This is a genomic window from Phycisphaerales bacterium (assembly GCA_016699835.1).
Lineage (GTDB): Bacteria > Planctomycetota > Phycisphaerae > Phycisphaerales > UBA1924.
Genome location: CP064987.1, coordinates 719,968 through 739,695, shown reverse-complemented (window position 1 = coordinate 739,695; position 19,728 = coordinate 719,968). Strand labels below are relative to the sequence as shown.

Genomic DNA, 19,728 nt, shown 5'->3' with positions numbered 1-19,728 from the left:
GATGACAACATGACTCTTCAACCGGCGGGCCCCACAGGGTCCGCCGGTTTTTATAATTGGCCTCGGCATTGCCCCTCCGGGTACCCCCACACTCCGCATGGGGCTTCCTCAACGACATGCTTCCGCAGCACATGATCAACAGTTCAAGGCGCTCTCGCGGTCACCCACGATCCGCAAGCCCGCGCATCGCCTCGATGTACGCCGCGCTCGGCTCCACCTTCCGCCGCGCCATCGCCGCCCGCGCGACCTCCAGGAACTTCTCGAACCGGTACGGGCGGTGCTGCGCCTGCGTCGTTCCCGCGGCATCGGTTGCCCACGTGAACTCCGGCACACACCCGCTCGTTGGGCTTGTTGTCGCGAGCATCGACCCCGTCCCGACGATGCACCCCGTCATCAGCCGCGAGCAGATCGCCGTCTTCACGTGATCGCCCAGGATCGCTCCCAGAAACTGCTCCCCCGTCCGCTCGTTGCGCCCATCGGGCGTCGCCCGGCCGATCACCTCGCCATACGTGTTGAGCAGGTTGCTGTTGGTCGTCCCCGCGCCCAGGTTCACCCACTCGCCGACATGCGAATCACCAAGATACCCATCGTGGGCCTTGTTCGCGAACCCCTGGAAGATCGTCCCGCCGACCTCGCCGTTCACCTTGCACCACGGCCCGATCGCCGTCCCCGCGCGGATCGTCGCCCGCTCGAGCACCGTCGAGTGCTCGCCCACGACGCACGGCCCGATCAGCATCGCCCCCGGCCTCACCACCGCGTGATCGCGGATCACGATCGGCCCGTGCTCCATGTCCAGCGTCACGCCCGGATACACAATCCCCGTGGATTCCACCCACATCGGCGCCTCGCCCAGGCCCAGCGTCCCGAACGGCGGCTCCATCGTCCGACCCTGGAGCAGCAGGTCGATGTCCATCGCCAGCGCCCGATCCCGAAACGTCCGCACATGCCACGGGCGCGACATCAGCCACCGCCCCGGCTCACGCACGATCTCCAGCCCCTCCAGCACGCCCCGCGCCGATTCATCCTCATCCCGAGGTCTCATCAGCCCCTCGATCACACGCTCCACGCGATCCCAAGGCACGAGCGCCCCGATCAGATCCCCCTCCACGCCGTCGATCTCTTCCACGAGTGCTTGCCCAGGGGAAAGAGCCGCGAGCGTCCCCGGCGGCACCGGGCACCGCCCGTTGATCACGCGCACCACACCGCTCGCGGAATCACCAGCACCGCGAGCCGGCGCGTTCACCAGGTCCCCATGCCGCTCCCTCGTGATCGCCTCCAGCCGCGTGCCCACGCGCACACCCACCACGTCGATATCGTGCATCCGCGAGAAGCGCTCGAGCGTGGTGAGCGCGCCAGTGCGCACGTCGAACGCCGCGCGGAGGTCCGTGAGCGGTGCGAGCAGTCCCCGGGCGTCGTCATACACGATCGTGGCGGTCATGAGGCCCACAGTGTACGGGCCGCCGCGGACCCACTTTGTCGCAATCCGCTAGAACCGGCGCGACCCGGGTCGGTACGCCATCGCCGGGAACCCCATCACGCCGTGCAGTGGCAGGAGGAGATACGACACGACCAGGGCCACCACGCCCGTGTAGACCGATCCCGCGAGCCGCGTGCCCACCTCGTGCGACGCCTGCCAGTCGATCGCGTCGCCGTAGATTCTGTGCACGCTGAGGACCGCGATCACGATCGCCTGGGCCGTGACGCTGCCGAGGATCGCCAGCACGCCGTACGCCATCGGGTTCTTGCGGTTCATGACGCCCCGGAGCGACAGGATCAACTGCATGGCCAGGAAGAACCCGAGCGCGTTCGGCCCGACGATGTACGCCGTCCCGCCGACGCCGCCGACTTTCGGATAGCCCCACAGAAGGTCGCACGCCAGCCCAAGCAGGATCGCGCTCCACAGTGCCGCCGGCACCGTCGCCCACACGCCGATCCACGCGACCAGCGCGAACACCAATCCCGGAACGACCGCCATCCGGCCCACGGAAATCGAGAACGCTTCGGCAAGCCCGCCCTGAGCCCCAAGGAACAACCACGCCAGCACGAGGAAGGGAAGGATCTTCACTCAGTCCCCCGCCTTCCGCCGATCCCCGCGTTGTCTGACTCACGAGGGATCACGCGCAGCGTCACCTCGCTCACGCGATCCAGCGGCACGACCAACGGCTCGACCACCACGCTCACCCGACCCAACTGGTTCGGCGAGGGCTCCACTGACACGATCGTCCCCAGCACCAGCCGCTGGGCGCTCCGGGGCCAGCCAAAGTCCATCAGTCGAACCGTCTGCCCAACCTTCGGCTCGAGCGTCTTCCCCGAGGCGTCGGCCTTGGTGTCCACGATGTCGCCGCGGAGGCGGTTGTTCCCAACCGCAACGAGCGCGCACCGGAGGCTCTCGGTCTTGGTGCCATCGATCTCGACGATAACCTCGCCCCCGATCTTCTCGCTTGATTTCGCCGTGATCGGTCGAACGACGCACGTTCGCGCCTGCAACTCGACGACGCGCCCGATGATCTGCAGCCTCGGGCCCACGGCCACCGTGTCACGGTCGACGCCAAGCGTCGTCCCCGCGCGCACGCGAAGCCCGCCTCCGGGCACGTCCAACGCTGACCCATACACCGACGCGCGGATGCTCCGGACGTTCAGCCCGGCGTCAAGCCCGGAGAAGAACTTCGCGTCCTCCAGAACCTTCAGCAAGTTGTCTCGTTCCAGTTCGAGTTGCAGCGCCCGCGCCTGCCAGCGGGCGGCCTCTTCCTCCGCCTGCCGCAACTGCTCGCTCGTCTCGCGCCCCGGCGGCGGACGGAGGACGTGCGCGATCTTTGTAAAGGGCCACATCGCCGGGGCCACCATCGGCTCCAGGATCGCCCGCGTCGAGGCCGCCCACGCCGTCCATCGGATCGGCAGGAGCGCCAGAATCACGAGCAGACCCACCACAGGCCAGATCAGGCGGCTCGTTGCGTCGTGCTGGTCTTGTGCCGGCGTCATCGCGTCATGCGGATCCGCGCTACACGTTCAAGAGATGTTCATGGGCGGATACGCCGCCGCCTCTATTGAAATCAACCGTTACGTGGTCAGGCCGCTCTCCAGCGTGTCCTTCCACTCGTCGAAGTTCTCGAGAAACGTGGACGTCCCCCGCGCGACGCACGTGAGCGGATCGTCGGCCAGACCCGTCGCGAGACCCGTCGCTTTCTGCACCATCTCGGGAAGGCCCCGGAGCAGCGACCCGCCGCCCGCCATCACGATGCCATTGTCCACAAGGTCCGCCGCGAGTTCTGGCTCGGCCCGCTCGAGGGTCCGCGTGATCGCCTCGATGATCGCCTGCACCGGCTCCATCAGCGCCTCGCGGATCTCGTCGCTCGTCACGCTCGTCTTGCGGGGCAGGCCCGAGATCATGTCGCGCCCGCGAACCTCCATCGTCGCCTCACGCTCCAGGGGCGAGGCCGAGCCGATCTCGATCTTCACGCGCTCAGCGGTCTGCTCGCCGATCATCATGTTGTACGTGCGCTTCATGTGATTGATGATCGCCTCGTCCATGTCGTCGCCCGCGACGCGGATGGACTCGCACGTGGCGATGTCACCCAGCGACATGATCGCGACCTCGGTCGTCCCGCCGCCGATATCCACGATCATCGACGCCGTCGCCTCGGTGAAGGGAAGCCCCGCGCCGATCGCCGCCGCCACAGGCTCGGCGATCAGGAACGTCTGACGAGCCCCGGCCTTCGCCGCCGACTCATAGACCGCGTGCTTCTCCACCGCCGTGATCCCGCTCGGGACGCTGATGACGACGCGCGGCGGGAACATGCGGCTCTTGCCGTTCACCTTCCGGATGAAGTAGTTCAGCATCGCCTCGGTGATGACGAAGTCCGAGATCACGCCGTCCTTCAAAGGGCGGATCGCCGTGATCGTGCCGGGAGTTTTTCCGAGCATCTCCTTCGCGACCCAGCCGACGGCCTCGCCGCCCTTGAGCACCTCGTTCGTTCCCTTGCGGACCGCCACGACGCTCGGCTCGTTGAGCACGATCCCCTGGCCACGGACCGACACGAGCGTGTTGCACGTGCCAAGGTCGATGCCCATGTCGACACTGAACAATCCCATCAAGCGATCGACTAGGAACACGGCAACTCCTCACCCGCCTCCGGCGGGCCGGACAATCCAGGATCACAAATCCATGCCCCCAAGCGTAGCCGCGCCGCCCTCTCCAAGGCCCATGGTTTGGTGGCCGCAAGTCCCGATTCCAGCATCGTTTGGCAGACTGGGCGGAACATTCCCGCGATCACCCCGCCGAGGGTCGGAAACACTCAGAAAACTGCACGCGCGCCTGGGCCTCGAACAACATTGAACCGGTGATCACCTGCAAGCCCCGGGATTCGCCCGCGAGCACAAACTCTGTCCGCTCCGGGTCATAGATCGACTCCAGCATCACAGTCTCGGGCCCGAGCCGGCTGACGATCTCGGCTACGCCAGCACTTCCAAGCCCGGGGAGGTTGAGCGAGTCGGCCGATGTGGCCTGAACCAACGCCGAAACTCCGGCAAGATCGGCAATCGTGCCGACCCGTGCCAACCCATTGCCGACCTCGCCGACCAACCGCTCGGCTCGTGTGCGGCTGCGGTTGACGACAAGCACCTCCGCCTCGGCCGCCGTTCCAGCCCAGACCGCCGCCCGGGCGAACCCCCCGGCTCCGATCACGCCGATCCGCCGGCCCTGCCAGGTGCCCGGCTCAAGCCCGAGCAACGACACGATCGCGCGCGCGTCGGTGTTCGTGACCGATGGGCACCCATCGTTCGAGTGCCGCCACATCGTGTTGGCGGCCCCGATCGCGCGCGCAGAATCGTCGATCGTCCATCCCTCCTCGATCGCCAGGCGAACCAAATTCTCCTTGTGCGGCGCGGTGACGGCCATGCCCCGGAAGTCGAGGGTTGGATGCGCGAGGAGTTCCAGAGTGCCGGCCTTGAAACTGATGTACGACGTTTCGGCATCGGCATCGGCGTCGCCGGCGATGCGGATGGGGACGAGTCGTGCGTTCAGGTTTGCGCGCGCGAACGCGTCGTTGTGGAAGGCCGGTGAGCGAGAGTGGGCGACGGGATCGCCGACGATGCCGAAGACGCGTGTGCGCGCGTCGATGGTTCGGAAGGCGTGGGTGTGGATGAGGGCGTCGAGAGCGAGTTGCCCGTGGGCGGTCAGGGTCTGGTCGGTGAGGCCGGCGTAGGCGATGGCGACGCCGAACTTCGGGGCAAGGACTCGGGAGAGGGTGCCCAGATCGCCCATGGCCAGAGCGGTGGTGGGGAGGTCGAGCGAGGCGGGAATCGCGAGGGCCTCGAGCGCGTCGTGCAGGTTGCGCGCGCGGAAGGCGAACTTGAGCATGACGCTCGAGAAGTGTGGCGAACAGGTGACCGATTGGTCACGCATTTCGAGGAGCAGACGCGAGATATTCCTGGGGGGATGGGCAAGATTGTGGTGCGAAAGGATCAGGCCCGGGCGGGTCGTCTCGTGTTGCGCCTCCGAGTTGTTCCGGCTCGGAGCCAGGGCGAGCACGCGTGGCATGGCGGCGTGCTCGATGTCCACGAATCGGGGCGGGTGTGTGCCGCGGGGATAGTCGGCGAAGGCGAGGTTGGCGAGAAACTCGATCCGGGCGTCCTCGTCGTAGACCGGCTCGCTATATTCGGCGAGGGAGATGCCACCCTCGTCCTGGCTGCGGAAGGTGGCGATGACTGGGAGGGGCGAATCGGAGATGAGATTTCGGGCGAGCGTGGCGGCCTTGGCGGAATCGGTCGCGAGGACCTCAGAGAGGAGGTGCCACGCGTCGAAGCGGAACTCGACGAGGTCGGCGCCGCGTCTCTTCGCAGCGTGGGCGTGGCGGAGGGCGGCCTCGGCGCTCTCAACGGGGATGGACGCGCAGAGGAGCGTCATGACTGGGAAATCGTGTAGCGCACGCCGAGGTTGGCGAGTTCGGCGAGGACGCGATCGACGAGGCCGGGAATCTCGGCGAGGCGTTCTGGCTCGACAACGCCTGTCTTGGTGATGAGTCCCTGCATTATGGCGCGGGCGACGACGGCGGCGGGATAGGCGGTGGTGCGCGCCATGCTGGTGTGGACGACGCGAGTGTGGCCGACGTCCACGGCGATGGCGCGGTCGCTGAGATCGGCGCGGAACGTTGCGGGCTTGTCGTTCAATACGCCTTTGGCCTCGATGCGCATGACGGTGAGGTCGAGGTCGCTGGTGATCTCGCGATCGGCGCAGGTCGCGTGCTCATGGGGATAGGCCCAGTGCGGGAGAAGGAGTTTCGCGGCGATCTCGATGGGGGCGATGTCGCGCTCGACGCCTGATGTGTCGCGGACGCGGATGGGGGACTTGGAGAAGAGGCCGAGGGATCGGAGGAGGCGCATCTGATCGGCGTGGCCCGGGTAGCGCAGGGTCTTTTCGACCATGGTTGGTGTGGTGTTGGTGCGGAGGAGGGTGCGCAGGCCATCGGTGTTGAAGGCTTCGAGTGTGCCGACGTCGTGGAAGTCGACGAGTTCGACGTCGGTGAGGGCCTCGAGAGTGGTGTCGTGGGCGAGGCGGCGGAGGCGTGCGGGTCGGGTGTATTCCTCGATGACGTCGAGGGGCGAGAAGGCGGCCTTGTACTCGAAGGGGAGCGATCGGACGATGGGCAAGCCACCGACCATGATGGTGATCTCGTCGCAGCGGTCGAGTCTCGAGGCGAGGTGGGCGCTTAGGAGGTGCGACATGCCCGGGGCGACGCCCATGTCGGGGACGAGCGTGACGCCTTTGGACTTCGCGTGCTCGTGGAGAGCGATGGGGTCCTCGGGGGCGAAGGAGATGTCCACGGCGTTCTTGCCGGCGTCCATGACGGCGTGCATCGCGGCGAGGCCGAGCGTGCTGGGGAGGGCGCCGACGACGAAGTCGGCCTTCGAGGCGAGCGCTCGGACGCGGGCGGGGTCGGCGAGGTTGTCGGTGGCGACAGTGAGTCGGGATTCGACGCTGTGGCCGAGGCTTTTGGCGAGGGCGAGGGTTCGTGTGCCGGCGTGCTCGCTGGCGTCGACGGCGTGGATACGTGTGGTGTGGGGGCAACCGCGTGCGAGTTCGGCGGCGAGGAGTGAGCCGACGCGGCCGAGGCCTAGGACGAGGATGGTGGTGGGGGTGGGCATGGATTGGAGAGTGTTGGAGTGATTTCAGACGGATTCACGGACATGGTGTACATGTGAGAGGTGTAGAAGCAGTAGACACAGGCGGGACGCCTGTGCCACGAGGGTTGGTAGGTGTTGGTGCGAGATGATTGAGACACGCCTCGAAGAGGCGTGCCACAGTGGGCATCCGACCATTGGCTACCAGCCTGGGGTCCAGAGGTAGTAGGCCATGGGTTTGGCGAGGTCGGGGAGGCCTATGGCGTGGGGGAGGTCGAGGAGGGCGACGCCTGTGCCGGGGGATGTGGAGGCTCCGGCATAGGGGCTTTGGACTGGGGTTCCTTCTGCGACGTATTTGACGAGTTGGGCGTTGGGCGTGTTGGCGGCGAGTTTGGCGACGGCGAAGGCGTCGCGGAGGGTGCCGACGCGATCGACAAGGCCAAGGGCGAACGCGGAGTCGCCTGAGAAAACGCGTCCATCGGTGGCGGTGGCGATGTTCTCTTTGGCGAGTGTGGGTCGGCGTTCGATCACGAGGGCCTTGAACTTGGCGAAGTACTCATCGACGGTGGACTGGATGATCTGGGCGTGAGATTGTCGCGGCGGCGTGAGGGGATTGGCGAGGTCCTTGTTCTCGCCCGAGGTGTAGGCGTGGGCGGAGACGCCTATGGAGGTGAGGGCGTCGTAGACATTGACGGTGGGGAAGATGACGCCGATGGAGCCGGTGATGGTGGTGGGCTGGGCGAAGATGGTGTCGGCGGCGAGGGCGGTGTAGTACCCGCCGCTGGCGGCGATCTCGCCCATGGAGGCGATGACGGGCTTGTGCGTCTCTTCGCGGAAGCGGGTGATCTCGCTGTAGAGCGTGTCGCTGGCGGTGACGCTCCCGCCGGGGGAGTTGATGCGGATGATGACGGCCTTGACGCGCGGATCCTTCTCGGCGAGGGTGAGGGCGGCGACGAACTGGTCGATGGGATTGGGGCCTGGGCCGAGGAGGCCGGACTGGGGCGAGTCGATGATGGTGCCCCGGAGTTCGATGATGGCGACCTTGTCGGGGCCGCCGCCGGGGAGGACTCGGGCCTCCTGGAGTTGGCGGCTCTGGCCGAGTCCGACGTTGACGCTGACTTTGGGATAGCAGGCGGCGAGGGTGGCCGATACCGTGAGGATGAGGACGGCGTTGGCGAGCGTGGCGTGGGCGATGCACGGGAGATTTCGGCTCATGCGAGAGGGTACGGCGTGAACGAGGAGCATGGGCCGAGTGATGCGGGGGAGAGGACGCCGCGGCATGTGCCGGTGTTGATTGAGGAGACCCTTGCGGCGCTGGACTTGAAGCCGGGCGAGGTCTTTGCGGATCTGACGGCGGGGCTTGGCGGGCACGCGTCGAGGGCGGCCCGCGCGGTCGCTCCGGGCGGGACGGTGATCCTCAATGACGTGGATTCGACCACGCTGGGTCAGGCCGAGGCGAGGGTGCGGCGTGAAGTTGAAGGTATCAGCGTCGTGACGATCCAGGGGAACTTTGCGCGGGGCGGCGAGTCGATCGCGGCGAGGGGGCTCTTGGCGGATGGCGTGCTCGCGGATCTGGGTTTCTCGTCGGACCAGATGGACGATGGCTCGCGGGGGTTTAGTTTCATGCGAGATGGGCCATTGGACATGCGGATGGACCCGACGCTGTCGATAACCGCGAAGGACCTTGTGGCGAGCCTTCCGGAGCGGGAACTGGAGCGAATTCTGCGCGAGTATGGCGAGGAGCCGCTCGCCCGAGGGATCGCGCGAAAACTGGCCGTGGAACGGGCCCGCGGGCCGATAGAAAAGACCACTCAACTGGCGGAGATCGTGCGTGCGGCGGTGGGACATCGTGGCGGCGGATTTGGATGCAGGATCCATCCGGCGACCAGGACGTTCCAGGCGCTCCGCATCGCGGTCAACGACGAGTTGGGTGTGCTCGACGCGTTGCTCAGCGCGGTGACGCGTGGGGCGAGGAAGGCGGGTTCAGAAGGAGCGTGGCTCAAACCGGGTGCGAGAATCGCGATCATCACGTTCCACTCGTTGGAGGATCGGATGGTGAAGCGGGCGTTCCAGGAGGGAGAGGCGGCCGGGTTGTGGGAAGTGCATGATCCGGCGGTCGTGACGCCGGGCGAGGCCGAGGTTGAACGGAATCCACGCTCGCGATCGGCGAAACTCCGGTCGGTGCGGTTGGCGGTGTAGAGTGGGGGTAGAGTGGGCGGCGGGTCGAAAGGCTCGCATGCCGGATTTCAGGGCGCGACCTGTGGGTATGGACACCTGCCGGCGTGTTCGTGGTCACTTTTGGATCCGGCCGAGTCTCGGCCCGTCCAGGGATGGATGGCACAGCGTGACGAGAGAACTGAAACTGGCGCTCATCGTGGGCTTCGTGGTCGTGATCCTGGTGACGGTGCTCATCAGCGATCACCTGTCGCAGGCGAACACGACGAAACTCGCGGCCAACGACGTGCAGGCTCCGGCGTTGATCCAGCCCGCAGAGACGAGGCCCGACCCCGTGTTCGCCGGGCGTGTGCCGCCGTCGCCGGGACCTTTGATGGAGACGCCGGCGCCGACGCCCGAGCCGACGATTGCTCGAGTCGAGCCTGGTGATCAGAACGCGCCTCGGGTCATGCGGTTGACCCAAGGCGAGGGGTCGAGTATCGAGGATGTGGTTCGTGATCTTGGGGGAACGATCAGGGATGGAGTGATCGGGCTCCCGCTCGCGGACACTCACAAGATGGGCATGGGAGGCGTCGAACCTGAGGCTGTGGGGCGAAAGCAGAACGGCTCCGGCGAGGGATCGGGGATCGACCCGTTGCCCACGCCGCAACCTTCGAAACCGGAGGTTGTGATTCTGCCGGAGCCGAAGCCAGTGGTCATGCCCGAGCCGAAGATCGTGCCCGAGGCGTTGGTGTTCCACACGGTGGCCGAGGGCGACAGCCTGTACAAGATCGCGAAGCAGTATTTGGGGAACGGGAACGAGTTCCGAAAAATCATCGCGGCGAATCCCGGGTTGACGGAGGAGTCGCCGATCAGGCCCGGGCAGAAGTTGCGGATTCCGGCGAAGGCTGCGGAGTCGGGCGTGAAGAGCGCGTCGACGCCGGGTGCGACGCCCCGCGCGAAGGAGGCCGTGGCGAAGACTGCGCCCACGGCACTTGTGAAGGCTGCGTCTCCCGATCGGTACACGGTGAAGGCTGGGGACACGATCTCGGGGATCGCCAAGGCGGTGCTCGGGAGTGTGCGGTACACCGACGCGATTCTCGACGCGAATCCGAGCGTGGATGCCGAGACCATGGCGGTCGGCACGGTCCTGAAGATTCCGTCGGTGAAGTAGCGTGCGGAAGGTTTTCGGCGGGACTCGCGTTGGAGTGGGTGCCATGGGAACACACGTCACTCGGCGGGTGGATCGAGCGCGGCGGGCGCAGGCGCGGTCGGTCTTTGCCAAGGGGATCGTGCTGATCGCGGGGCTGGGGCTGATCGCGTGCGGGCTGCTGGCGCAGCGTCAGTCTCGGCTTCAGGCGGGGAGCGAGTTGACGCAGGCGCAGTTGCGGATCGGGCAACTCGACGAGCGGCTCTGGCTGATCCGCACGGAGATCGCGGGGCGGGTCTCGCCGGCGTCCTTGCGTGATGATTCGTCGCTGCAGGCCGGGCTGACGCCGATGATCCCGGACCAGCCGGAAGAAACGACGAGGACGGCGGCACGGTAGGGGGGACGATGGCGACACCGGTATCACCACGCTGGCCCGCGCGCGCGACCTTGATCGCGATGTCGGTCGTGCTTGTCGCGCTTCTGGGGCGTGTGGCGCAGTTGCAGTTGAGGCCGAGCGAGCGTCTTGATGCGCAGAACAAGTCGCGGGTGTCGAGCGTGCGTGAGACGCCGCTGCGGGGCGACATGCTCGATCGCCGCGGTCGATTGATCGCGGGGACGCGGTATGGGTATCGCCTGGTGATCGATCCGACGCTGCTGAAGGATCCGAACGTGGCGATCGCGTGGATGGCGCAGACACTCGGCGAGGACCCCGAGGCGATTGCGGAGCGCGTGCATCGGGTGCTGGCGATCAACGCCGAGCGATTCGAATCGAAGGCAAAGGCGGCCGCCGCGTCGGGACCGGCCGCGAAACCACGGGCGGCGGGTTTGCTCTCGGCGATCCTTGCTGGCGCGGCAGGGGCCGAGGGGGAGGCGACGCCCGACGACGCGAAGAAGCCGATCCGCTATCTCGTGATGTCCGATGTGCTTCCCGGGGCGATCGTGGAGCGGGTTCGCGCCCAGCGTGTACTGGGCGTGATGCTGGAGCAGCGTCCGGTGCGTGAGTATGCCGCGGGTGATGCGGCGGCGTCGATCGTCGGGCTGGTGGGCTTCGAGGACAAGGGGCTGATGGGCGCCGAGTTGCGTTTGGACGACGAACTCTCGGGAGAGCCGGGGAAGATCTCGTACGTGCGTGACAAGTTCGGGCGTCCCTTGTGGATCGAGCCCGGGCAGGTGGCGCATGGCGAGGTCGGGGGCGACGTGCGGCTGTCGATCGATCTCGAGATCCAGCGGATGGCGCACGAGGAACTGACGCGGGGGATCGAGGAGGCCGACGCCGCGGGCGGGCGGCTGGTCGTGGTCGATCCGATCAGCGGCGAGGTTCTCGCGATGGTGGACATCATCCGCGATTTGCCCGGGCTGACGGAGTTTCCGTGGATTCCCAAAACCGATCGAACAGAGCACCATAAGCCCGCAGGCGTGCGCTATCGCACGCTGAAAGCCGACGACGGACGGCACACACACCCGGCGATGGGTCGGAATCGCTGCGTCGAGGACGTGTACGAGCCGGGCTCAACGTTCAAGCCGTTCGTGTGGTCGGTGATCACAGAACTTGGGCTGGCGCGTCCCGACGAGGTCTTCGACACCGAGGGCGGGACGTGGCACACGTCGTATGGGCGGTACATCGAGGATGTGACCCAGCGTGACGAGATGACGTGGTGTGACGTGCTCGTCAACTCGTCGAACATCGGGATGATCAAGGCGGCCGAGCGCCTGTCGTGGGGGCAACTCCACGAGGTTCCCGTGCGATTCGGGTTTGGGAAGCCGACGAACATCGGGTTGCCGGGGGAGGCGAGCGGGATCGTGACGCCGCTGCTCAAGTGGACGAAATACTCGCAGACGTCGTACGCCTATGGGCATGAGGTGGCGGTGACGCCGGTGCAGATGGTGCGCGCGTTTAGTGTTTTTTGCCGGCCTGGCGAACTCGCGGGGACGCTGCCCCAGATTCGGTTGACGGCATCGGTGCCGACGGCGGGACATCGCGAGATCGGGGCGACGGAACTGCAGTCCGGGGTGGTGTACCGTGTGCTCCCGGCGCCGGTCGCGAGACTGGCCCGCGAGACGATGGGGCGGGTCGTCGACGGTGTCGAGAAGAAGATGAAAACGAAGCCGCTCGGGGGCGTCGCCGAGGAGGGGTGGCGTTACCGGATGTTCGGGAAGTCGGGGACGGCTGAGATCCCGCTGGGGAAGGCCCCCGAGGGGATGCGGGCGCCGGCGGGGACGGCGGGGTATTTCGACGGGCAGTACAACTCGTCGTTCATCGCCGGGGGGCCGAGCGAGCAGCCGCGAGTGGTCATGGTGTGCGTGATCGATGATCCTGGACCCAAACGAGTTGCGAGGAAGGAACACTATGGCTCGGCGGTGGCGGGGCCGGTGGTCCGGCGGATGATGGACCGGACGCTGACGTATCTGGGGATTCCCCCGTCGCCTGTGCAGCCTGAAGTTCCCTAGACCGCCAGGAATTATGTCGTAGACCCGGTGTATGCCCTTGGCGCAGGGGGCATATTCGTGTATTCTTCAGGTAGAGACAAGCCCTGACCCGGTGGAACTGATTGGTCCATCGGCGTGGGGAGACACATAGGAGAGAGTCCATGAAACTGGGTGTTTCCATTGGTGTGGTTGCGGTGTGCACGCTTGCGGGGACGGTAGTTGCGCAGCCGTATTACCTGCGCGGGCCGTTCAATGGCTGGTCTGGAACTGGAACGCAACTGATCGATCAGGGCGGGGGCAAGTTCTCGGCGACGGTCGGTGGCCTGACGGTCGGGAGCGGCTTTGAGGTGAAGGCGACGGTGGACGACTGGTCGTTCGCCGGGCCGAGCAATGAGTTTGATCTTCCCGCGGGCTCAGTTGGCAACAACTTCCTGCAGCAGGTTGGCGCTTCGGGATCGATGACGATCAACTTCTTCCCGCAGACGTCGTGGTCCGACGGGTGGAGCCCGAGCGCCACGCTCCGCATGGGCTTCGAAGATCCCCACGCGCACGGCTGGGACATCATGGGGAGTTTCGATGGCTGGACGAATCCCCAGGCGGTCATGACGGATCTGGGCAACGGGCTCTACAAGGCGATCGTCTCGGCGGCTCCGGGGAGTTATGACTTCAAGTTCCGCAAGGAGAACGACTGGGGCTATGCGATCGGTCGCACGTTTGAGAACAACGGCGCGAACGCGTACGGCACGGTGAACCCCGGTGACAACGCCCTGGAGTTGTACCTGGACCTTCCCAACGGTCGCTGGCAGGCAAACTCGATTCCCACGCCGGGCGCTCTGGCGCTCGTGGGTGTCGGCGGGCTGCTCGCGGGTGTTCGTCGCCGGCGCTAAGGCCGAGTGACGACTCGCGTCTTTGTTCGAGTTTTCACCACACACAGCACACGCCCGGAGTCTCACGGCTCCGGGCGTGTTTGTTTCAGTGATGAGCCAGGATGAGCCTGGTGAACATCGAACTCGGCGATGGATCTGATCGCATGCCGGATGCACACTCAGGGCGCTGGGGCGACGGGCGTCAGGGGCGATTCGCCGGCGATGATCCTGGTTCGTGCGCCGAGCGACGTGGCCTTGGCGACGAAGTCGGCGTACTCGCGCTCGAGGACGGGGAGGGGCTTCTTGGTGTATAGCAGCAGGAGTTCGGGCCCCCGGCGGCGCGAGGCGTAGATCGAGAGGGCGCGCGAGCCGTACGCGTCCTTGAAGTGTTTCATGAGTGTGCCGTTGGCGGCATCGCGGACCATGTTCGTGAGCGCGACCTGGTACGTCCCATCCTCGGCCTCGTTGAGGAAGTGGATGAGGGCCCAGACCTGGGCGTAGTAGTCGAGCGCGCCGTCGGCCCCCCCTCCCCCCCCGCCCCCCCGCCCCCCCCAGTCATGAGATCCTGGGGCGCGGTGTGGAGGAGTTGCTCCAAGGACATGAGCCTTCCTGCGCGTGCGGCGGCGCGCAGCGTGTCGAAGCGTTCGGGGTTGGACCAGGGCGAGAATCTCGGGAGCGAGTCGCCGCGGCGGCCCCAGCGGAAGCCCTCCATGTAGGTCGCGATGCCCTCTTCGAGCCAGATGGGAAGGGGGCTGCGGAAGGTGGACTGGGTGTACTGGTGCCACCCCTCGTGGGCGGCGATGACGAGGGTGTCGCGCTGCCCGATGTAGAAGTACATGGCGCGGCCGCCGGCGGCGAACCCGCCGCGCTGGATGCGGAGGTAGATCTCGGCGTCGTCGCCCATGGAGCGGCGCGTGAGTCGTTCCCACTGGGAGCGCGTCTCCATGAGGAAGGTGTCCATGCGGCGCGAGGGCCTGGGGAGTTCGCCCAGCGCCGTCGTGTACCACTCGAGGGCCTGCTCCAGGAATCGCGGGACGCGATCGGTGGTGGGCCCGTGGTCCATGGTGGTGAAGATTCGGTAACTGGGCGTGGCGATGAGGCGACCGGTGGTGCCGTCCTCGAAGGTCCAGGTGCCCTCGGTGGGATCGGTACTGGATGAGGCGTCGGAGGTTGGAGTCGTCGCGACGACGCCGGGGGCGGGGGGAGAGGGAGATGAGGAAGGGGACGATGTGCAGGCGGCGAGGGCGAGCCCGGTGCACGCGAGGAGGAGGGCGGCGAGGGTGGTGAGGCGGGGCATGGGGAGAGGGTACGGGCGGGACGGGGTGGGGGGTGGGGGGGACGGGGTGGGGGGTGGGGAGGTGAGGGAGAAGGTGGGCCTGTTGCCGTTGGATGGGGCCACATCGGTGATCGATGGGGCATGAATGGCGGCCGATGTCGTCAGAATGATCGTCGATGTGCCGACATTGATCGTCGTTGTGGCAGAATCGGAGTCTTTGTCGCGACAATTATGATAATTGTCGCGAGGAAAACTCCAAACGTGGCAAGATTGGAGTCTTCGTCGGCAGGAAAACGATTTTCCTCGCGAGGAACACTCTCGTCGTGCCAAGGAAAACGATCTTCGTGGGCAGGATTGGAGTTTTCCTGCCGTGGAAAACTCTCTTCCTGCCGAGGAACGTCGTATTCGTGCCGAGGAAGACGCTCGCCGTGCCCGCAAGAAGTGCGCTCGCGGGCGGGATGGACACGATCGCGGGTCCGAAAACCTCACGCGTGCCCCCACGAATGCCGAGTCACGAATGCCGAATCACGAAACACGTGAGACCGAGGCCGAAGGGCGGGACGGACGGATCGGCCTTCGTGATTCGTGATTCGGCATTCGTCGGCGCGATGGGCGTCAACGTGTGATCGGCACCAGTCGTCGCAGAGCCGCCGACGGGTGGCACCCAAGACCATCATCGCCTCACCTCTTCACCTGCTCACCTCTTCACCTCTTCAAGGCCGCGCTCCACGGACCACTCGGCGCTCACGACTCACCCTCCGAGAGACGCGCGCTCCGCGAGGGCGGCGGCGAGTTGGTCCTTCGTCTGCTGGACCATGTGGGGCGGGGCCTTCTGGGCGTAGCCGGGGTTGGCGAGGCGGCCCTCGAGGGTGGCGATGGTCTTGGTGAGATCGGCGAGGCGCTTGGCGTGGCGCTCGGCCTCGGCGGCGGCGAGGGCGGGATCGTCGGCGGCGGTGGCGATGCCGGTGAGGCACCACGCCGCCCCTTCAAAGTTGAATGATGGGACGCCGGCGGGCGCGGGGTCGGATGAGATGCGCTCCATGTTCGTGAGGTTCATCACCAGGCGCTGCTCCTCGTCGGTGAGGTCGTGGAGCGCGGCGGCGGTTGGAGCGTGGAGCGTGAGCGGCTGCTTCGGCGGGACCTTGTGCTGGGCGCGGACCTCGCGGACGAGGGTGATGAGCGACTGCACGCGCGCGAACCGTGCCTCGGCGGCGTCGTCGATGAGGGACATATCGAGGATCGGCCAGCCGGCGGTAACGAGGAGGCCCGTGCGGGAAGGACCGAGCATGACGCCCTCGATCGGCGCGGTGGTGACGTCCTTGAGTTTCTCCCAGATCGTCTCGGTGACGAAGGGCATGATGGGGTGGAGGAGGCGCACGATGGTCTCGAGGGCGTGGGCGAGGACGGCCCTTTGCGATGGGCTGTCGGCGATCGTGGGCTTGATCGCTTCGAGGTACCAGTCGCAGAGGTCGTTCCAGAGGAGGGCGTAGCAGGACTGGGCGTAGGTGCTGAACTCGTAGGCGTCGAGCGCGCGGTCGATCTCGGCGGTCGCGCGGGCGAGGCGCGAGAGCATCCAGCGGTCGGTGAGGGAGAGAGAGGCGGGCGTGAGCGCGGCGGTGCTCGTGTCGGTGGTGGAGAGGAAGGTGAGGGCGAAGCGGGTCGCGTTCCAGAGTTTGGTGGCGAAGTTTCGCCCGAGGTCGAACTTGGGGCTGGTGTTCTTGCCCGTGGCCGGGTCCCTGGCGACGGGCATGCGGACGTCCTGGGTCTGGGTGGTCATCTGGCAGAGGGTGAAGCGCATGGCGTCGGCGCCGTGGGTGGCGATGATGTCGAGGGGATCGACGCCGTTGCCCAGGGACTTGGACATCTTGCGGCCGTCGCCGTCCTGGATGACGGCGTGGATGAAGACGTCGAAGAAGGGGACGGGGCCGAGGCCGTGGCCGCCGGTGGCGATCTCGGTGTTGGTGTTGTCGGTGGCGTTCGGCCAGCCCTCGGGCATGAGGTAGCGGTTGAACATCACCATGCGGCTGACCCAAAGAGTGATGATCTCGCGGGCGGTGCAGAGGGTGGAGGTGGGGTTGAAGGCTCTCAAGAGATCGGTGGCGTCGGGCCAGCCCATGGTGGACATGGGCCAGAGGGCGGAGGAGAACCAGGTGTCGAGGACGTCGGGGTCTCTGTTCCAGCCATTTCGTTCTAGTGCGGCCGCAATATCAAGTTTCTTGTTTGTTGATAATACATCTGCGAGCAGAGCGACATAGACATGCACTGGGTGCGTAAAGCCATGATTGAATTCTAAAACACTTGGTCGGATGCGTTGACCGCTTGCGGGATCAATGAACTGAACGGAACATTCGGCCCCTTTGTCCTCGAGCACATCTTCGAGGGTGTCTGGCAGAAGCTGATCGAGTTCGAGAAATGATTCATCAACAGTTCCTGCTTGACAGGTCTTGCTCCACACCGGGATCCGATGCCCCCACCAGAGTTGGCGGCTGATGCACCAGTCTCGGATGTTGTCGTGCCACTGCTCGTAGGTTTTGGCGTAGCGGTCGGGGTGGAAGGTGAGGGTGTTGTCTCTGGTGGCACCGCTCCTGGTGGCACCGCTCTCCAGAGCGGTGTCCTGAACACCCATCGCCCCCAGTACCTCATCTCCAACCCTCAACCCCGGATAGACATCGCCCCGCGCGCACAACCCCTCTTCGACGGGGTTCAGGAGCATGTATTCCAGGAAACTCCGGAACCAGGCCTCGTCTCGGACGATGTGGTCGAATCGCTCGTCCTGCCAGAGGTGGCCGGTGCGGTTGTGGTCGGCGTTGATCCGCCGGGCCGTGTACTTCTTGATGGATCCGACCCAATCGCCGAGTGCTTCGGTGGGTTTGACGATGCAGTGGACATGGTCGGGCATCACGGTCGCGGCGAAGACGGTTGCCCGCTGGGAATCGTGGAAGAGCGATTCGAGGATGACGCTCTGGTCCTTGGGCGTGAGTTTGAAGTCGTCCGAGGCGACCCGCCACGTCACGAAGTAGGTTGCTCCGCGCATCTCGATGTGCGGGAGGTTTCGGATGTGATTCATGAAGTCGGGCGAGGGCTTGCCCGGGGGGTAGGGATCCATCGAGGTGAAGCCGGCGCTGCGGAGGTGGGCGAAGTTGAGGGAGTTGAGGTGGTGGAGGAGGGTGGAGATGGAGGGAGAGGGGTGGGGTGTGGTTTGAGTTCGGACACCGCTCTGGAGAGCGGTGCCACCTATGGCCCGGACACCGCTCTGGAGAGCGGTGCCACCTAAGGCAGGGCCACCTTGTGAGTGCTCTTGCAGCGCGTCGTTGGCCGCCTTGGCCATTCGGGGGTCGGTGACCTTCACGTACCACTGGTCGCTGAGGTATGGCTCGACGATGGCCTTGCTGCGGTCGCTGTGCTTGACGCTGTGGCGGTGGGGCTTGCTGCCTTCGAAGAGGGGTTCGTAGCCGACGGTTCTGGCCTTGAACTCTTCGATGGTCTTCTTGCGGGCCTGCTCGCGCGAGAGGCCGAGGAAGAGTCTGGCGTCGCCGGTGTCTTCCCATCCATGCTTGTCGCTGATGGTGGCGTCGGGGGCCATGACGTTGATGAGGATGGGGTTGCCGAGCGCCTCGATCGCCTGCTTGTGGCGCTGGCCGATCTCGTAGTCGTTGGGGTCGTGCGCGGGCGTGACCTTGAGGAAGCCGGTGGCCATCCTGGCCTTGGGATCGTTCTTCTCCTCGTCGGTGCGCGCGAAGCGCTCGGGGAGGACGACGTAGGAATCCTCGACGATCGGGATCAGGCGGCCCACGAGGGGGAGTTCGACGTGCAACCCCTTGAGCGCGCCGGCACGCGGGTCGTGCGGATTCACGGCGACGGCGGTGTCGCCGAGGTAGGTCTCGGGGCGAGTCGTGGCGACGGTGATCCAGGCCTGGGACTCTGGAGGATGAGCGCTCGCGCCCTCGTAGCCGCGGCGGGCGAGTTCGCCCCAGGTCATGGGCTGGGCGTCGGCGCGGCGGTTTCCCTCCTCGATGGTGCGTTCGAAGTTGCCCAGATGCACGAGCGGGTAGCGGAGGTAGTAGAACGCGCCGTCGATCTCCTCGTCGTAGCACTCGTCGTCGGCGACGGCGGTCTGGAGGGCGGGGTCCCAGTTGACGAGGCGCTTGCCGCGGTAGATGAGGCCGTCACGGAAGAGGCGGAAGAAGGCCTCGCGCACGGCGCGGGCGCACTGGTCGTCCATGGTGAAGCGCTGGCGGGCCCAGTCGCAGGAGCAGCCCATCTTCTTGAGTTGCGAGGTGATGATGGCCTCGTACTCGTCCTTGAAGGCCTGGATCTTTTCGACGAACTGGTCGCGCGTGAAGGCGTCGCGAAGGGGGCCTTTGAGGGCGCCCTCTTTGCGGAGGCGCTTCTCGACGACGGCCTGGGTGGCGATGCCGGCGTGGTCGGTGCCGGGCATCCAGAGGGTCTCGAAGCCCTGCATGCGCTTGGCGCGGACGAGGATGTCCTGGAGGGAGTTGTTGAGGGCGTGCCCGAGGTGGAGGGCGGCGGTGACGTTGGGCGGCGGGATGACGATGGCGTAGGGCCTGGCCTCGCCGCGAAGGACGCGCGCGGGGTCGGCGTGGAAGGCGTTGGCTGACTCCCACTTTGACCAGATGCGGTCCTCGTGGTCGATGGGGCGGTACTGCTTGGGGAGTTCGGTGGTTGGAGTGGATTCGTTGGACATGGTGGAGGGCGTTGGGGGGGTGTGGTTCTGGATC

General features: G+C 66.2%; 15 protein-coding genes. 5 read left to right on the top strand and 10 right to left on the bottom strand.

The annotated features are described in order from the left end of the window. Positions 1 to 160: 160 nt before the first annotated feature. The 7 genes from IPK69_03105 to sppA form a co-directional block, all read right to left on the bottom strand. The gene (locus IPK69_03105) at positions 161 to 1,438 is read right to left on the bottom strand and encodes a hypothetical protein (protein QQS09623.1); all 1,278 of its coding nucleotides are present in this window, start codon (positions 1,436 to 1,438) and stop codon (positions 161 to 163) included. Positions 1,439 to 1,486: 48 nt separating this feature from the next. Beyond that, complete coding sequence (locus IPK69_03100; GenBank protein QQS09622.1) at positions 1,487 to 2,065, bottom strand: hypothetical protein; 579 nt, start codon at positions 2,063 to 2,065, stop codon at positions 1,487 to 1,489. Continuing rightward, positions 2,062 to 2,979 (bottom strand): hypothetical protein, encoded by a 918-nt coding sequence (locus tag IPK69_03095; GenBank protein QQS09621.1) that lies wholly within the window; start codon positions 2,977 to 2,979, stop codon positions 2,062 to 2,064. The genes IPK69_03100 and IPK69_03095 overlap by 4 nt, the downstream gene beginning before the upstream one ends. Positions 2,980 to 3,057: 78 nt before the next feature. Next, entirely contained in the window at positions 3,058 to 4,089 is a 1,032-nt protein-coding gene (locus IPK69_03090) for a rod shape-determining protein (protein ID QQS09620.1), read from the bottom strand. 178 nt (positions 4,090 to 4,267) lie between these two features. After that, a complete protein-coding gene (locus tag IPK69_03085) occupies positions 4,268 to 5,902 on the bottom strand; it encodes a type I 3-dehydroquinate dehydratase (protein QQS09619.1) in 1,635 nt (544 codons plus the stop codon). Next, positions 5,899 to 7,140 (bottom strand): saccharopine dehydrogenase NADP-binding domain-containing protein, encoded by a 1,242-nt coding sequence (locus tag IPK69_03080; GenBank protein QQS09618.1) that lies wholly within the window; start codon positions 7,138 to 7,140, stop codon positions 5,899 to 5,901. The genes IPK69_03085 and IPK69_03080 overlap by 4 nt, the downstream gene beginning before the upstream one ends. A gap of 177 nt (positions 7,141 to 7,317) precedes the next feature. After that, the gene (sppA, locus tag IPK69_03075) at positions 7,318 to 8,331 is read right to left on the bottom strand and encodes a signal peptide peptidase SppA (GenBank protein QQS09617.1); all 1,014 of its coding nucleotides are present in this window, start codon (positions 8,329 to 8,331) and stop codon (positions 7,318 to 7,320) included. A 15-nt stretch (positions 8,332 to 8,346) separates the two neighbouring features. Here sppA and rsmH point away from each other — a divergent pair, with 15 nt between their 5' ends. From rsmH to IPK69_03050, 5 genes are all read left to right on the top strand, one after another. Beyond that, entirely contained in the window at positions 8,347 to 9,315 is a 969-nt protein-coding gene (rsmH, locus tag IPK69_03070; GenBank protein ID QQS09616.1) for a 16S rRNA (cytosine(1402)-N(4))-methyltransferase RsmH, read from the top strand. Positions 9,316 to 9,460: 145 nt separating this feature from the next. Continuing rightward, positions 9,461 to 10,444: a LysM peptidoglycan-binding domain-containing protein gene (locus IPK69_03065; GenBank protein ID QQS09615.1), complete on the top strand. Its 984-nt coding sequence runs from the start codon at positions 9,461 to 9,463 to the stop codon at positions 10,442 to 10,444. A 43-nt stretch (positions 10,445 to 10,487) separates the two neighbouring features. Next, the gene (locus tag IPK69_03060; protein QQS09614.1) at positions 10,488 to 10,817 is read left to right on the top strand and encodes a hypothetical protein; all 330 of its coding nucleotides are present in this window, start codon (positions 10,488 to 10,490) and stop codon (positions 10,815 to 10,817) included. Between the two features lie 8 nt (positions 10,818 to 10,825). Then, positions 10,826 to 12,868 carry a penicillin-binding protein 2 gene (locus tag IPK69_03055; protein QQS09613.1) on the top strand — a complete coding sequence of 681 codons (2,043 nt, stop codon included), beginning with the start codon at positions 10,826 to 10,828 and terminating at the stop codon, positions 12,866 to 12,868. 140 nt (positions 12,869 to 13,008) lie between these two features. Continuing rightward, a complete protein-coding gene (locus tag IPK69_03050; GenBank protein QQS09612.1) occupies positions 13,009 to 13,734 on the top strand; it encodes a glycogen-binding domain-containing protein in 726 nt (241 codons plus the stop codon). A 158-nt stretch (positions 13,735 to 13,892) separates the two neighbouring features. On the opposite strand, the gene IPK69_03045 is transcribed toward IPK69_03050, so the two are convergent. The 3 genes from IPK69_03045 to IPK69_03035 all read right to left on the bottom strand — a co-directional run bounded on the left by IPK69_03045 (position 13,893) and on the right by IPK69_03035 (position 19,694). After that, entirely contained in the window at positions 13,893 to 14,108 is a 216-nt protein-coding gene (locus IPK69_03045) for a hypothetical protein (protein QQS09611.1), read from the bottom strand. Continuing rightward, positions 14,105 to 15,010 (bottom strand): hypothetical protein, encoded by a 906-nt coding sequence (locus IPK69_03040; GenBank protein ID QQS09610.1) that lies wholly within the window; start codon positions 15,008 to 15,010, stop codon positions 14,105 to 14,107. Before IPK69_03040 ends, IPK69_03045 begins: the two co-directional genes overlap by 4 nt. Positions 15,011 to 15,740: 730 nt before the next feature. Further along, the gene (locus tag IPK69_03035; GenBank protein ID QQS09609.1) at positions 15,741 to 19,694 is read right to left on the bottom strand and encodes a class I tRNA ligase family protein; all 3,954 of its coding nucleotides are present in this window, start codon (positions 19,692 to 19,694) and stop codon (positions 15,741 to 15,743) included. Between the last annotated feature and the right edge of the window lie 34 nt (positions 19,695 to 19,728).

Bases quoted from the DNA above. Each gene is read 5' to 3' on its own strand.
- IPK69_03105 (QQS09623.1), bottom strand. From the start codon at position 1,438: ATGACCGCCACGATCGTGTATGACGACGCCCGGGGACTGCTCGCACCG.
- IPK69_03095 (QQS09621.1), bottom strand. From the start codon at position 2,979: ATGACGCCGGCACAAGACCAGCACGACGCAACGAGCCGCCTGATCTGG.
- IPK69_03090 (QQS09620.1), bottom strand. From the start codon at position 4,089: ATGGGATTGTTCAGTGTCGACATGGGCATCGACCTTGGCACGTGCAAC.
- IPK69_03085 (QQS09619.1), bottom strand. From the start codon at position 5,902: ATGACGCTCCTCTGCGCGTCCATCCCCGTTGAGAGCGCCGAGGCCGCC.
- IPK69_03080 (QQS09618.1), bottom strand. From the start codon at position 7,140: ATGCCCACCCCCACCACCATCCTCGTCCTAGGCCTCGGCCGCGTCGGC.
- sppA (QQS09617.1), bottom strand. From the start codon at position 8,331: ATGAGCCGAAATCTCCCGTGCATCGCCCACGCCACGCTCGCCAACGCC.
- IPK69_03060 (QQS09614.1), top strand. From the start codon at position 10,488: ATGGGAACACACGTCACTCGGCGGGTGGATCGAGCGCGGCGGGCGCAG.
- IPK69_03055 (QQS09613.1), top strand. From the start codon at position 10,826: ATGGCGACACCGGTATCACCACGCTGGCCCGCGCGCGCGACCTTGATC.
- IPK69_03050 (QQS09612.1), top strand. From the start codon at position 13,009: ATGAAACTGGGTGTTTCCATTGGTGTGGTTGCGGTGTGCACGCTTGCG.
- IPK69_03045 (QQS09611.1), bottom strand. From the start codon at position 14,108: ATGAAACACTTCAAGGACGCGTACGGCTCGCGCGCCCTCTCGATCTAC.
- IPK69_03040 (QQS09610.1), bottom strand. From the start codon at position 15,010: ATGCCCCGCCTCACCACCCTCGCCGCCCTCCTCCTCGCGTGCACCGGG.
- IPK69_03035 (QQS09609.1), bottom strand. From the start codon at position 19,694: ATGTCCAACGAATCCACTCCAACCACCGAACTCCCCAAGCAGTACCGC.